A 12,712-nucleotide genomic window follows, 5' to 3' on the forward strand; every position below is an offset into this window, starting at 1 on the left:
AAATACTTAGCCATAAAAAAAACCGGACTACTTTCCGGGATTTCTGCTAGGTCCAAGATTTGATACATATATGAAAAACCATTTCCGGAAACTAAGTCTATAAAATCATTTCACAACCAGCATCCTATTCCGTGTAAGTATATTCGTATTTCTGGGCTCAGCAAAACAAACCTATGATTGAATACCTTATACAATCATACTTAGAAAAAATTATCTCTCAGATCTTTTCCGAATTTTAATCCAAATTCTCATTCTCCCCACCGAACCAGGCCGCCATTTTTGCGGTCTCAGCATTTGCAAACCGTGAGATAAGTTTCCGCATCCAAATATTGCCAGCATCTCTATCTTGGCGCGTATGCCAAAGAAGAGATATTGGCGCAGGTTCCACATCGAAGGATAATGGAACAATAGAAAGGTTACCGGCACGAACCTCTCGCGCCACAACAGATTGGGGCGTAACACAAACCAAATTACTGTCTTTGAGGATAGAGGGAATAAGCGAGAAATGATTAACCGTCATGGCAACTCTTCGGCGCAACCCTTGTTGCGCAAGTGCTTCATCCACATTCCCCCGTGCTTCACCTGATAACGATACCATCAAATGATCTTCAGCAAGATACTTATCAAGAGGAAGAACACCCTCTGGATTTAGGTCTTTCAATATTCTGTGATCGGGTCGGACAGCACAAACTAGTTTGTTGCAAAATAACCAGGAGGATCGAATCTGCTTATGCTGACCGACATAATAATGCACAGCCAGATCGACTGAAGCATCCAAGAGTAATTCTTCTGTGTTACGGTGAATAGGCACAGAATGAATTGATATGTTCGGAGCTTGGGTTTCGATCGCCCGACGCAACGGTATCCATATCATATCTACGGGGTGTTCTGTTAATCCAACACGAAATACTCGCGTTGAACTTGCTGGATCAAACGAACCACCTATTGTCACCTGCCGTATTTCCAATAATGGATTTCGAGTTTGCTGCCAAAGATTTTCAGCATGGGGCGTGGGTTTAATCCCACGTCCATTTTTTACAAAAAGAGGATCGTTCCAGACCTGCCGCATCCGAGCCACGGCATTAGAAACAGCCGGTTGGGTCATCCCAATTCGATTTGCGGCCCCGGTAATAGAACGCTCTGTCATCACAGCATCAAAAACCACCAAAAGATTTAAATCTACGTTCGACATTGGCCCACCAAATACATTCACAAATCATATGAATATCATTCAAACAATAAATTAGTGATATGGAAATAAGTTTCTTATCTTCAGATCAACACCGACTAACCCCTTATTTTAACACTCAATTAATATTGGAGAACATTATGAAAGCCTGGAAAGTTATCCCTGACGAAAAGCAGTTAAACCTTCAACAACAAGATATTATTGTCGGGGAACCCGACGCAGGTGAAGTACGGGTCCGCATTCGGGCGACCTCCCTCAACAAACGTGACCTCATGGTCGCAAATGGCACGTACCCCGGCGTTAAAGAAGGCGGCCTCATTCCTTTGTCCGACGGCGCAGGAGAAGTTATTGCCCTTGGGAAAAATGTCAATAGCCTCGCACTTGGAGATCGTGTCGCCAATCTTTTCTGGCGGGATTGGATGGATGGCATGGCCTCTTCTGATGGCGTGGCAATGGGCGGTGCCATTGATGGTGTTCTCGCAGATGAAGTCATTTTACCAGCTCATGCCCTGGTCAAGATCCCTGATTTTCTCAGCTTCGAAGAAGCCGCCACCCTGCCCTGTGCCGCGCTAACGGCCTGGAACGCTTTAATGGAAACAGGCAACCTCAAACCAGGACAAACCGTCCTTACACTGGGAACAGGCGGTGTGTCTCTTTTTGCCCTCCAGTTTGCCAAAGCCGCAGGTGCCAAGGTCATCATCACCTCGAGCAGTGAGGGGAAATTATCCCGCGCCAAAGAAATGGGAGCCGATATTGGAATCAATTATCGTACGACCCCCGATTGGGCAGAGGAAGTTCTCCGCCTTACAGAAGGGCGCGGCGCTGATATCGTGATAGAAACAGGCGGCCCTGGAACTCTAAACCAATCACTCCACGCAGCAGCCTTTAATGGTGAAGTTACGATGATCGGCGTACAAGCGGGTATCGGGGAAAACATTTCTCCCCTGCCGATCCTGTTCAAGAAGCTTCGTCTGCAAGGCATCATGGTCGGCAACAGAAAGATGTTTGAGAATATGCTCGCACAGATCTCTAAACACGAAATTCGCCCTGTTGTAGATCAGGTTTTCAGTTTTGAGGAAACACCTGCGGCATTCCAAACCATGGAAAACGCGAGCCACTTTGGCAAGATCGCAATCGTGAACTAAATAATTTCCAACCGAACACTCTTGTAAGGGGCGTCCACCGATTTGGCGCCCCTATGTTCTTTGGCCTTTCAAAATTACTTTCCTTTGAAATTAGGACGGCGCTTATCGAGAAAGGCCCTGATACCCTCTTTGTAATCGTGGGTATCACAACAGAGAAAAGGTTGCAGCTTTTCCGTAGCACTCAACGGCTTGGGGTTTTGCGCACGGGTAGCATTCTGTTTGTGCCACCGCGCCACCATCGGCGCCCCTTCCGCTATCCGTTTTGCTGACGCATAGACTTCAACTTCTGCATCACGGTCCTCAACAAGCCGCCCGACAAGCCCTTTAGTATAGGCTTCCTCTGCCGTAAATATGCGCCCTTCCAGTAAAAGTTCAAACGTGACGCTCCTCCCCACCAAGTCCACCAGCGCCAACATCGCCGGATAGGGTAAAACATTGCCAATTTTGTTGATTGGAATACCAAATTTAGCCGATTTATTGGCAATGCGAAGATCACACTGCGCTGCAATCTCTAGTCCGCCCCCCATACAAGCGCCCTCGATAAAGGCCAGCGTCGGATGGGGACAATCGCGTATGGCCTCGGCGGCGCGGTCCATGGGTTTGGCGTATTGTACAGCTTGCTTGGAAGAAAACCGCACCTGTTCAAATTCGGCGATATCCGCCCCCGCTGCAAAGGCGCGCCCTCCAGCCCCTCTGATAATCACACAGCGAACATGATCATTCGACCCAAGATCCTCCATGACATCGCCAAGACGTTGCCACATCTCCAAATTAAAGGCGTTCAGTTTTTCAGGTCGGTTTAATGTGACAGTCGCAATTGTTCCCTCAAGCTTGAGCAGAACCGACTCACTTTGCACATCGCTCATCGCAAACCTCTTTTAGCTGTCACAACAAAGACTATTTTCTTCTGCGAAGACTGCCTCTTTCATGCCCCCTTTGGCAAGAGCGAGACAAAGCCTCACCATCACCAGTTACGCCCCAACTATGTTAAGGTTATGTTACGCGCATTTTTGCACCTAAAATTCGTTGCAGCGAAGCAGAGCAGAGGTTAAACAGAAGCAATTTATTCTATACGCCTCAAAATTGAGGCAGTAAAACAGACCACCAATGGTAACGAACCAAAGGACCGGACCCGCGATGAGCAAGATCACAGACACCGCCCGCACAACTGCTTCAATACTTATGGAAATAGAAGCCGTTCTTTTCCGTCCAGAAGATCCTTTTACCTTTACATCAGGCCGGGTCAGCCCGGTTTATGTCGATTGCCGTAAAATCATCTCTTTCCCACGTGCTCGGGCAAAGTTAATGGACATGGCCGTCGAACTTATCCAACGCGATATCGGTTATGAATCAATCGATGCGATTGCAGGTGGAGAAACCGCAGGCATTCCCTTTGCCGCCATGATTGCAGAGCGTATGGGCCTGCCAATGCTCTATGTTCGGAAAAAACCAAAAGGCTTTGGTCGCGATGCGCAAATCGAAGGATACATGGCAGAAGGAAGCCGCGTTCTTCTGGTAGAGGATCTCGCAACAGACGGCGGTTCCAAGCTTAACTTTGTCGAAGCAATCCGTAATGCCGGAGGTAAATGTGACCACACCTTCGTTTTCTTCCATTATGGCATCTACCCGCAATCCGTGACAGATCTCGCAAAAGAAGGTGTAACCCTTCACGCACTTGCGACCTGGTGGGACGCCCTGAAGGTTGCCGAAGAAAAAGGCTATTTAGAAAGTGATAATCTCGTCACGGTCAGATCATTCCTGAGCAATCCCAACGAATGGTCCAGTAAGCACGGTGGTAAAGCAGATTAAGTTTCTGTCCAGGATAACTAAAAGAAAATACGGTACATATAAGGGGTTGCTAACTTCAGCAGCCCCTTTTGCTTAATTATTTACAACTAAATAGCTAGAATCAGTTACCTAGAGAAGATTATTACTCCTGCCTTATTAAATTAACAATAATCATAAAGCGACACCCACGCTCTCTACATTACAGGACTCGACAAAATAATGTATCAACTTGACAAAACTCTTCAGAAATATTATTTCGATAATAGTCGAAATAATATTTGAGTGCTAATATGGAGTTAGATAAGGCAGCCATCTGTTTGGCAAAGCTGGGCAACCCGGTTCGTTTAGCGATGTTCCGTTTACTGGTTAAGGCCGGAGATGAAGGGTTAGCCGTTGGCGACATTCAAAAAGAATTGGATATGCCGCATTCGACCTTATCCCACCATATATCACATATGATAACCTCTGGACTTCTCATTCAATCACGTGAAGGCCGTGTACTTCGCTGTCGCCTAGATTATAAACTGACCGAAAATCTATTGGAGTATCTCATGAAAGACTGTTGTAAAGGCCTGCACGGGTCATAACACCCCCAAAAAAAATTACTTATGCCAAAATCTGAATGATTAAGTAATGCATTTTTTTATTCATTCATTTCCATATTTCTAGAAACAAGGTAATGATATGTCTTTCATTGAAATTACAAAATTTAACAACTGGCGAATTGACCGGGTCGTACTCGTCTTCGTAATCACGCTTATCTTCATTGCTTTTCTCGATCGAAACCAAGTCTGGCCTTCAATCACTTTTGCTTTTGGTAATCTGGTCAGCATCCTCCCATTTATCCTCCTCTCTATAGGAGTTGCCGCTTATACAAAGGCCAGTAACCTCGACAGCAAAATCAATACAATATCATCAGGTAATCCTGTGGTGAGTATCGGGATAGCCGCTTTGTTTGGCACGCTTTCCCCCTTCTGTTCCTGTGGTGTTATTCCTTTGATTGCAGGGCTTTTAAGGGCTGGCGTTCCCTTGGCGCCAGTGATGGCTTTTTGGATCTCATCTCCTCTGATGGATCCTGAGATGTTCATTTTAACCAGCGCCGTGTTTGGCTTAGAATTTACGACGTTTAAGACTGTCGCAGCCTTTTTGATGGGAACAATTGGCGGCCTTGTTGCCTATCTAATGGTACGTGCTGGATATTTTCAGGAGATCGTGCGACCTCAGGGATCCTCCGGGTGTAGCTCATCTTGCGGCACCAGCTGCGATGATGATAAACCCAGCACAACTATCCATTGGAAATTTTGGCAATCCTCGACTAGAAGAGCTATGTTTAGAGATGAAGCGCTTACAAATGGATGGTTCTTACTTAAATGGCTCTCTCTTGCCTTTCTATTTGAAAGCCTCATGGTTGCGTACTTACCCGTTGATAAAGTTGCCTTACTCTTTGGTGATGACCAATGGTGGTCAATTCCTCTCGGTGCACTTATCGGCATACCTGCTTACCTTAATGGCTACGCTGCCATTCCGACCATCAACAGCTTGATTGAACTTGGTATGGGCGCAGGAACGGGGATGACCTTTATGCTTGCCGGGTCCGTTTCATCCATCCCAGCCGCAATGGGGGTCTATGCTCTTGTGAAAAAACCGGTATTTGTTCTCTACCTTTTACTCGGCCTTATGGGGTCCATCACAGCTGGATATGCCTATTCAGCATGGCTCTTAATTTAAATTTTGCCCCTCAAACAGTAGCGTCGCGTTACTCAGCGGCGCTACTGTTTTCAGACATTTGTTATCTTAAACTTCATTAAAGTTTTATTGACCCATAGCGAACAAATCATTACTACTAGGGGCATGGGGGCTGCGGACACCCCGTGAGGCGACAGCCCAAGTTTCGCATCCTGATCAACACCAAAGTGTGGGAGGATGCGCGTATGCCATCACCAAACGAAATCACTGTATCACAACTATTACGTCTTATCGGCACGGCTGACTGCCCTATTATTATTGACCTGCGCATCGACGAAGACTTTGCCGAAGATCCAAGGCTGATTCCCCAGTCTCTTAGACATCCTTTCAAAAGTATTACTTCCCTCGTACCAAAGTTGAAATCATCACGCGTCGTTGTAAGCTGCCACAAAGGTAAAAAAATTAGCCAGGGCGTCGTTGCTATTCTCAGGGATCACGGCGTACATGCAGAATCATTAGAAGGTGGCTTTATCGCCTGGAGCGAAGCAAATGGCCCACTTATCCCGCTCAACAAGATACCCAGTAGAAATGAAGAAGGCCGAACAGTTTGGGTAACACGACAACGCCCTAAAATTGATCGACTGGCCTGCCCTTGGCTTATTCGACGGTTTATCGATCGAAACGCACAGTTTCTTTACGTGGCCCCTTCTGAAGTACTGGATGTAGCAGAGAAGTTCGATGCTATTCCCTTTGACGTTGAAGGTGTTTTTTGGAGCCACCGCGGCGAAAAATGTACCTTTGACACCATGGTAGAAGAATTTAATCTGGAAACAGAGCCTCTAAAACGATTGGCAACCATTGTGCGTGGTGCAGATACAAATCGCCATGATCTTGCACCAGAATCAGCTGGCCTGCTTGCAGCCTCACTTGGTTTATCACGCATGTACCGCGACGACTTGGAACAACTCACGGCTGGTATTGATCTTTATGATGCTTTTTATCGCTGGTCACGCGATGCCACCAACGAAAGTCATGATTGGCCTGCGCCAAAAGGTGGTAAATAAGCCATGCCTTCAATAGAAAAGTCGATACCCCGGCAAAACGAGACAGCGGATGCTTCCTCGCCCGTTCCAAGTTTAAGTAATCTTTTTAAAGTCTGGCTAAAGATAGGGTTGCTGTCGTTTGGTGGACCAACAGCCCAAATTGCCTTAATGCATAAAATCGTTGTCGATGAACGCAAATGGTTAAATGAACGTCAATTTCTCAATGCTCTAAGTTTCTGCATGCTTCTTCCCGGACCAGAAGCCATGCAACTTGCAACTTATTCGGGGTGGCGATTACATGGGTTTATCGGTGGGCTCATGGCTGGTTTACTTTTTGTCATTCCCGGCGCCATCATTGTATTATCTTTTGCAACGATTTACGCCCTCTATGGGAATGTCCCACTCGTAAATGCGCTTTTTCTTGGGGTGAAAGCATGTGTTTTGATCATCGTGATCGAAGCTTTGCACCGGGTCTCGAAAAAGGTTCTTCACGAGAAGTTACACTGGTTTATCGCAGGCTTGGCATTTATCGGAATCTTCGTCCTCAACCTGCCCTTTCCGCTTATAATCTTGGTCGCTGCTCTGTTTGGTTTTTTGAGGGGGAGTAATTCAATCGAACCCCTAGAAGTCCACAACAGACAGCAGAGGACATTAACAGGAACAATTGGAACAATCCTTCTCTGGCTCCTGATCTGGTTCACCCCCCTTGTACTTTTGGATCTCTTCGCAGCCCAAAGCATCCTTAATGAAATAGGCATCTTCTTTTCCAAACTCGCTATTGTCACTTTTGGCGGGGCCTATGCTGTGTTGGCCTATATGTCTCAGGATGTCGTCGCTCATTTCGGCTGGCTAAATGCCGGGGAAATGATGGACGGTCTCGGACTGGCTGAAACCACGCCCGGTCCCTTGATCCTGGTGACAGAATTTGTCGGTTTTCTTGCTGCTTATCGAGATGGTGGCCTTGCAACAGGCTTGCTCGGTGCTGTCATTACACTCTGGGTTACTTTTGCGCCCTGTTTTTTATGGATATTTGTTGGCGCTCCTTACATTGACTGGATCGGTGCTCAACCCAGATTACGCGGTGCTCTAAGCGGTATTGCCGCAGCCGTTGTCGGTGTAATCCTTAATCTCTCTATCTGGTTTGGACTACATGTTTTTTTCAGCGACGTAAGCGCAACAAAATATGGTGTCCTCACTCTGTGGACCCCCGAACTAAGCAGCTTTGACTCGCGAATTATTGTCCTCTCGACAGTCTCAGGGTTGCTTATTCTACGGTTTCACTGGGGCATAACACCTGTGTTGTTGCTATCCGCACTAGGAGGCGCTGGTCTAGCTTGGCTAGGGTAATGTCATTTCTAACCCAGGAAGCTGGCATACAGATATCTTGCCAGCTTCAACCTACCTCATCATTACGCTCGAGATAATACCAAATACTTTGAAGAGATTGAGTTTTATCTTTTATTCAAGCACGACGTAACAAAATCAATCGTACTTACATAAAATTTACTGGAGTAATAATTCATCCCCTGCCAAACTTTCCAAAAATAAGTAGAAATGGAAACATATCATGGGCCACGACCACTCTCACGATCATACAGATCCGCCGTCGGATCCTACCCTTCGGGTCAAGGCTTTGGAATCATTACTGGTTGAAAAGGGTTTGATTGACCCTCATGCTATTGATGAAATCATAGAAACTTACGAAACCAAAGTCGGCCCTCGTAATGGCGCCAAGGTCGTTGCACGCGCCTGGACAGATCCCGCCTTTAAAGAGTTGCTGTTAAGTGATGCCAACACGGCCATAAATTCCATGGGATATACCGGGCGACAAGGTGAACATATGAAGGTCGTGGAAAACACCCCCGATCGTCATAATATGGTCGTTTGCACCCTCTGTTCCTGCTACCCGTGGACGGTTCTTGGCTTGCCCCCGGTTTGGTATAAATCAGCCCCCTTCCGCGCCCGTGCAGTATCCTATCCCAAAGGTGTACTTGAAGAGTTTGGCACCAAACTCCCTATAGGAGCGAAGATATCCGTTTGGGATTCCACATCTGAAATGCGTTTTCTCGTTCTGCCTCAACGGCCAGAAGGCACGGAAGGCTGGAGTGTGGAGAAATTAGAAGAGCTGGTAAGCCGTAATTCGATGATCGGCGTTGAGGTCGCGTTAGCTCCATCAGAGTTAAAAGCCATCAAAGCCGGAGAAAAGTCATGAACGGTGCCCATGACCTCGGCGGTATGCATGGACTAGGGCCAATTAACCCAGAACCAGAACGAGATGAGCCTTTGTTCCATGCCGAGTGGGAAAAGCGTGCTCTTGGTCTGACCTTAACTGCCGGGTGGCTTGGCCAGTGGAACATTGATGTTTCCCGTCATGCCCGGGAACGCCAGCATCCAGTTACTTACTTGTCCAATAGTTATTATGAAAATTGGCTCGCTGGCCTGGAGACCTTACTGGTCGAAAAAGGGATTGTGACGCCAGAAGAGCTTGAAAAAGGTATGGCACTGACACCAGCACCAGATGCCTTAACCAGCAAACGTGCCCCTGCCAGCGCCGTCGAAGCCATATTAAGTTCTGGTGGCCCATGTGATCTGCCAACAGACGACCCTCAGGACTTCCAAGTTGGCGATAGAGTTCGTGTTATCCAGTTTAACCCGACCGGCCACACTCGTGCTCCACGCTATGTGCGTGGTCATATCGGAACTATTAGCGATTATCACGGCAGTTTTATTCTCCCCGACGAGAACTCAAAGGGAAACAAGATCGGGCAACATCTCTATAACGTTTCCTTTGATGGCAACATACTCTGGGGATCAGGGAATGACAGTACTGTCCACGTCGACCTATGGCAAAGCTACTTGGAAAAAGCATGAGTGACACCACCGCACATTTTTGTAAAAATATTCCCAATCTCCCCTCCGACAAAGAAGGTCCTGTTTTTGCGGAGCCTTGGCAAGCTCAAGCTTTTGCCCTTGCAGTTCGGCTATGTGATGAAGGTCATTTCACTTGGGCTGAATGGGTTGAAACCTTCAGCAAGCAAGTCAAACAAGCACAAGCAGAAGGTGATCCAGATCTCGGAGACACTTATTACAATCATTGGCTCAACGTACTAGAGAAAATGGTTATTGATAAAAGTGTCGTTTCTTCAAGTGATATGAAAATACGAAAAGAAGCGTGGCGACAAGCTTACCTCCGCACACCACACGGGCATCCCGTCGAACTTTAGTTTTCCTCTTTTCGCTCGCTTTTTAACAGCGGACTTGTCGACCTGATTGATAGAAGGTCAAGAATCATCGATATGTCGAAATTCAAACCTCGTATACAACAGGAGTATGGGGAAAATAATTATGTTCGTTTTAGTTGTAATCACTCAATTTTTTAATTAAAGAGGGCCTTCTAAAATCACAGAATTACAAATCTGAAAAGCGAATTATTATGATTGGGAATATGTCTCCTTTGCGTCTTTTAAACATCTCGGGCAGCGCGAATAGAGAATACTGGTTCAGCCAGGCAATCATTATTTTATCCACTGTGGCAGGCGTTTATCTTGCGAGCCTTGCCGGGTTCCAAATAGCTGTTAATTTTGACCGTTATCAAAGTACTTCAGAAGTATCATATTTAGAAAAATCCCTCCGCGCCGAAGTTGCCGATAATATTACAATGGTCGAGAAGTGGTCGACAACGTACAAAGATGGCCCGATGCTCTGGCATGACAAACGTTTTGCACCAGCCGAGAGCCATCAGTTAGACGATATGATTTGGAAGACTATGCACAACTCGCCACGTACTTTTGAGGTTAAACCTGAAATTCTAACCACAGTACGGCGCTTTTATTCCGAAGTAAGACAGCACAAAACAATCCTTTTCCAACAGCAGCAACCGAATAGTTTGGCTCAAAGTTCAATCAAAGCTTTGGGAGTTATTGCGTCAAAAGCCAGAACCGAGATATTACCCATGATTGATGCTGACATTGAACGACTAGAAAACGATCTTCTGACGTTCAGCGACTAGAATCAATCTCTTAATAAAGAAAAAATCAACGGTTAAAGGCCATCGCACCAGCTATGAAAGCATGTGTTTTTTTAAAGATAACATAATTTGCCGCCTACTCACGATACTATCAATAATCGCAGGCAAGATACATAAAGCCGAGATCAAAGCACAGACCGCAAAACCCGCATTATCAAATATCGGTTTAAAGGCCATCGCGCCGATAAACACACAAAGATAAGTCACGGATGAGTTGATTCCCAATATTGCCCCACGCTGCGTTTCATCTAACGACACCAAACGTCCCACCACCAAGTTTAAACCCAAGTGGTTTACGCCCCCCCAAACCAGGCAGAATAAAACAAGCCCCAGGAAAGATACTGATACAAAAGAAAGAGACAGGTATGTCAGGAACAGTCCCACAAAAACATATAATGCAATCTGCGCAGCCCCATAACGATCAATAAAGCGGTCCAAGAATACTGCCCCGCCAAACCCGATACCATAAAGCAGTGCAGTTAAGCCTGTAGACGCCGTTGATTGTCCCAAAGCTCCCTGAATGTGTCCTCCGAGGTACGTATAGAGGCCATAAAAGGCAACCATATAAGATGCACAAACAATTAGACCGCGCCCTATACCCGGCACCCGAAGTGCCGTCAAAGGAGAGGTCGGCTTTCCTTTGACGGCAGAGGTTCCCCAAGTTTTGGTCACGAAGATACTCAGGGTAACAAGGACAGCTAAGACTGACATGAAGGCATACACCCCACGCCAGTGAATATAGTCGGCAATGATGGCAGAAAGACTTACGCCAACAATCAAGCTCAGCGTCCAACCGGTAAGAACAATACCAAGGCTTTCACTCTCTTTACCTTTAGGAGCCAATTGAGTAGCGAGGCCATAGGCTGCGGGAAGCGCAACACCAGCTGCAACACCGGACATCCCTTGCGCCAGACATAAAAGCACAAGACTTGGGGTAAGAGCCGACAGCCCGAGGGCAACTGCAAGCGCCGTCATTGCCATTAGCAACATAAACTTACCACCGAAGCGATCAACGAGAGGCGCTAAGAATAGAGCCGAAATTGCGGTTGATATACCATAGGCAGCAGAGGCGATCATAACCTCCGAAGCTGAAACATCTGCATAGGAACCAGCAACAGAGCCCGCGATGGGGCTCAAAACCAACGAGTTTGCACCAACGATAGCAACAGAAAGAGTCAGCAAAAGGATAGGAAGTGTGATCACGGCGACACCTTGATTTAAAATCTGTCATACACGATAATCGCCGAATATTTTATTGTGAAGGGGTTAAAATGCCGAACAACACAAAAACAGATAGTATTCAGCGATCTGCCAGTTCTCCTCGGGATCTGGATGGTATAGACCGAAAGATATTAGGCGAGTTGACCAAAGATGCAGACACAAGCTATGCAGATCTCAGTACCAGAGTCGGCCTTTCCGCCCCAGCAGTGCACGAACGGGTAAAGAGATTACGTTCCTCAGGACGCATCAAGCGAACCGCAGCACTCTTGGACGGGGCTGCTATAGGTAAACCCCTTCTGGCCTTTATCCATCTTGATACCGAAGGCTGGGGAAAAACCAGAGAACTAATGGAACTCGCCAAACTTCCTGAATTGGAAGAAATGCATTCTGTAACCGGAGATTCCTGTATGCTTTTAAAAGTCCGCTTGGAAAACAGTGAAGCCTTGGAGGGCTTTCTTGCTAAACTCTACGCACTCCCAGGAGTTAGAAGCACCAAAAGTTACGTTGCGTTAACCACCTATGTAGAACGTCCGGTACAGGCCGAAGTTTCACACGACCTGATCAGAAAACAGTTTATTGATGATCAAACCTAACGCTTAAAAAACTAGAAGCT

At 46.6% G+C, this 12,712-nt stretch carries 14 protein-coding genes; 11 read left to right on the forward strand and 3 right to left on the reverse strand.

Going from position 1 to position 12,712, the window contains the following annotated elements; genetic code table 11:
* Positions 1-235: 235 nt before the first annotated feature.
* Positions 236-1,192 (reverse strand): LysR family transcriptional regulator, encoded by a 957-nt coding sequence (locus ACFSKO_RS11525; RefSeq protein ID WP_380251643.1) that lies wholly within the window; start codon positions 1,190-1,192, stop codon positions 236-238.
* Between the two features lie 137 nt (positions 1,193-1,329).
* On the opposite strand from ACFSKO_RS11525, the gene ACFSKO_RS11530 reads away from it, so the two are divergent.
* Positions 1,330-2,334 (forward strand): zinc-dependent alcohol dehydrogenase family protein, encoded by a 1,005-nt coding sequence (locus ACFSKO_RS11530; protein ID WP_380251645.1) that lies wholly within the window; start codon positions 1,330-1,332, stop codon positions 2,332-2,334.
* Between the two features lie 74 nt (positions 2,335-2,408).
* On the opposite strand, the gene ACFSKO_RS11535 is transcribed toward ACFSKO_RS11530, so the two are convergent.
* Complete coding sequence (locus tag ACFSKO_RS11535) at positions 2,409-3,200, reverse strand: enoyl-CoA hydratase/isomerase family protein (RefSeq protein ID WP_380251647.1); 792 nt, start codon at positions 3,198-3,200, stop codon at positions 2,409-2,411.
* 271 nt (positions 3,201-3,471) lie between these two features.
* Between ACFSKO_RS11535 and ACFSKO_RS11540 the strand changes: the two genes are divergently transcribed.
* From ACFSKO_RS11540 to ACFSKO_RS11580, 9 genes are all read left to right on the forward strand, one after another.
* Positions 3,472-4,143 (forward strand): orotate phosphoribosyltransferase, encoded by a 672-nt coding sequence (locus tag ACFSKO_RS11540; RefSeq protein ID WP_380251649.1) that lies wholly within the window; start codon positions 3,472-3,474, stop codon positions 4,141-4,143.
* A 269-nt stretch (positions 4,144-4,412) separates the two neighbouring features.
* On the forward strand, positions 4,413-4,709 hold the full coding sequence (locus tag ACFSKO_RS11545) for an ArsR/SmtB family transcription factor (RefSeq protein ID WP_380251651.1): 297 nt from the start codon (positions 4,413-4,415) through the stop codon (positions 4,707-4,709).
* 97 nt (positions 4,710-4,806) lie between these two features.
* A complete protein-coding gene (locus ACFSKO_RS11550) occupies positions 4,807-5,850 on the forward strand; it encodes a permease (protein ID WP_380251653.1) in 1,044 nt (347 codons plus the stop codon).
* Positions 5,851-6,053: 203 nt separating this feature from the next.
* The gene (locus ACFSKO_RS11555; RefSeq protein WP_380251655.1) at positions 6,054-6,872 is read left to right on the forward strand and encodes a chromate resistance protein ChrB domain-containing protein; all 819 of its coding nucleotides are present in this window, start codon (positions 6,054-6,056) and stop codon (positions 6,870-6,872) included.
* Between the two features lie 3 nt (positions 6,873-6,875).
* A complete protein-coding gene (chrA, locus tag ACFSKO_RS11560; RefSeq protein WP_380251657.1) occupies positions 6,876-8,198 on the forward strand; it encodes a chromate efflux transporter in 1,323 nt (440 codons plus the stop codon).
* Between the two features lie 220 nt (positions 8,199-8,418).
* Positions 8,419-9,063: a nitrile hydratase subunit alpha gene (gene nthA / locus ACFSKO_RS11565; protein ID WP_380251659.1), complete on the forward strand. Its 645-nt coding sequence runs from the start codon at positions 8,419-8,421 to the stop codon at positions 9,061-9,063.
* Positions 9,060-9,722 (forward strand): nitrile hydratase subunit beta, encoded by a 663-nt coding sequence (gene nthB / locus ACFSKO_RS11570; RefSeq protein ID WP_380251661.1) that lies wholly within the window; start codon positions 9,060-9,062, stop codon positions 9,720-9,722. Before nthA ends, nthB begins: the two co-directional genes overlap by 4 nt.
* Entirely contained in the window at positions 9,719-10,075 is a 357-nt protein-coding gene (locus ACFSKO_RS11575) for a nitrile hydratase accessory protein (RefSeq protein WP_380251663.1), read from the forward strand. Before nthB ends, ACFSKO_RS11575 begins: the two co-directional genes overlap by 4 nt.
* A 209-nt stretch (positions 10,076-10,284) precedes the next feature.
* A complete protein-coding gene (locus ACFSKO_RS11580) occupies positions 10,285-10,860 on the forward strand; it encodes a hypothetical protein (RefSeq protein WP_380251665.1) in 576 nt (191 codons plus the stop codon).
* A 51-nt stretch (positions 10,861-10,911) separates the two neighbouring features.
* Here the strand turns inward: ACFSKO_RS11580 and ACFSKO_RS11585 are convergent, their stop codons facing one another.
* Positions 10,912-12,081 carry an MFS transporter gene (locus ACFSKO_RS11585; RefSeq protein ID WP_380251667.1) on the reverse strand — a complete coding sequence of 390 codons (1,170 nt, stop codon included), beginning with the start codon at positions 12,079-12,081 and terminating at the stop codon, positions 10,912-10,914.
* Positions 12,082-12,149: 68 nt separating this feature from the next.
* Here ACFSKO_RS11585 and ACFSKO_RS11590 point away from each other — a divergent pair, with 68 nt between their 5' ends.
* A complete protein-coding gene (locus tag ACFSKO_RS11590; protein ID WP_380251669.1) occupies positions 12,150-12,692 on the forward strand; it encodes an Lrp/AsnC family transcriptional regulator in 543 nt (180 codons plus the stop codon).
* Positions 12,693-12,712: the final 20 nt, after the last annotated feature.

Origin of the sequence: Kiloniella antarctica (assembly GCF_042682825.1) — a bacterium.
Taxonomy (GTDB): domain Bacteria; phylum Pseudomonadota; class Alphaproteobacteria; order Kiloniellales; family Kiloniellaceae; genus Kiloniella; species Kiloniella antarctica.

Excerpts from the sequence above, each read along its gene's own strand:
- ACFSKO_RS11525 (WP_380251643.1), bottom strand. The coding sequence starts at position 1,192 with ATGTCGAACGTAGATTTAAATCTTTTGGTGGTTTTTGATGCTGTGATG.
- ACFSKO_RS11530 (WP_380251645.1), top strand. The coding sequence starts at position 1,330 with ATGAAAGCCTGGAAAGTTATCCCTGACGAAAAGCAGTTAAACCTTCAA.
- ACFSKO_RS11535 (WP_380251647.1), bottom strand. The coding sequence starts at position 3,200 with ATGAGCGATGTGCAAAGTGAGTCGGTTCTGCTCAAGCTTGAGGGAACA.
- ACFSKO_RS11540 (WP_380251649.1), top strand. The coding sequence starts at position 3,472 with ATGAGCAAGATCACAGACACCGCCCGCACAACTGCTTCAATACTTATG.
- ACFSKO_RS11545 (WP_380251651.1), top strand. The coding sequence starts at position 4,413 with ATGGAGTTAGATAAGGCAGCCATCTGTTTGGCAAAGCTGGGCAACCCG.
- ACFSKO_RS11550 (WP_380251653.1), top strand. The coding sequence starts at position 4,807 with ATGTCTTTCATTGAAATTACAAAATTTAACAACTGGCGAATTGACCGG.
- ACFSKO_RS11555 (WP_380251655.1), top strand. The coding sequence starts at position 6,054 with ATGCCATCACCAAACGAAATCACTGTATCACAACTATTACGTCTTATC.
- chrA (WP_380251657.1), top strand. The coding sequence starts at position 6,876 with ATGCCTTCAATAGAAAAGTCGATACCCCGGCAAAACGAGACAGCGGAT.
- nthA (WP_380251659.1), top strand. The coding sequence starts at position 8,419 with ATGGGCCACGACCACTCTCACGATCATACAGATCCGCCGTCGGATCCT.
- nthB (WP_380251661.1), top strand. The coding sequence starts at position 9,060 with ATGAACGGTGCCCATGACCTCGGCGGTATGCATGGACTAGGGCCAATT.
- ACFSKO_RS11575 (WP_380251663.1), top strand. The coding sequence starts at position 9,719 with ATGAGTGACACCACCGCACATTTTTGTAAAAATATTCCCAATCTCCCC.
- ACFSKO_RS11580 (WP_380251665.1), top strand. The coding sequence starts at position 10,285 with ATGATTGGGAATATGTCTCCTTTGCGTCTTTTAAACATCTCGGGCAGC.
- ACFSKO_RS11590 (WP_380251669.1), top strand. The coding sequence starts at position 12,150 with ATGCCGAACAACACAAAAACAGATAGTATTCAGCGATCTGCCAGTTCT.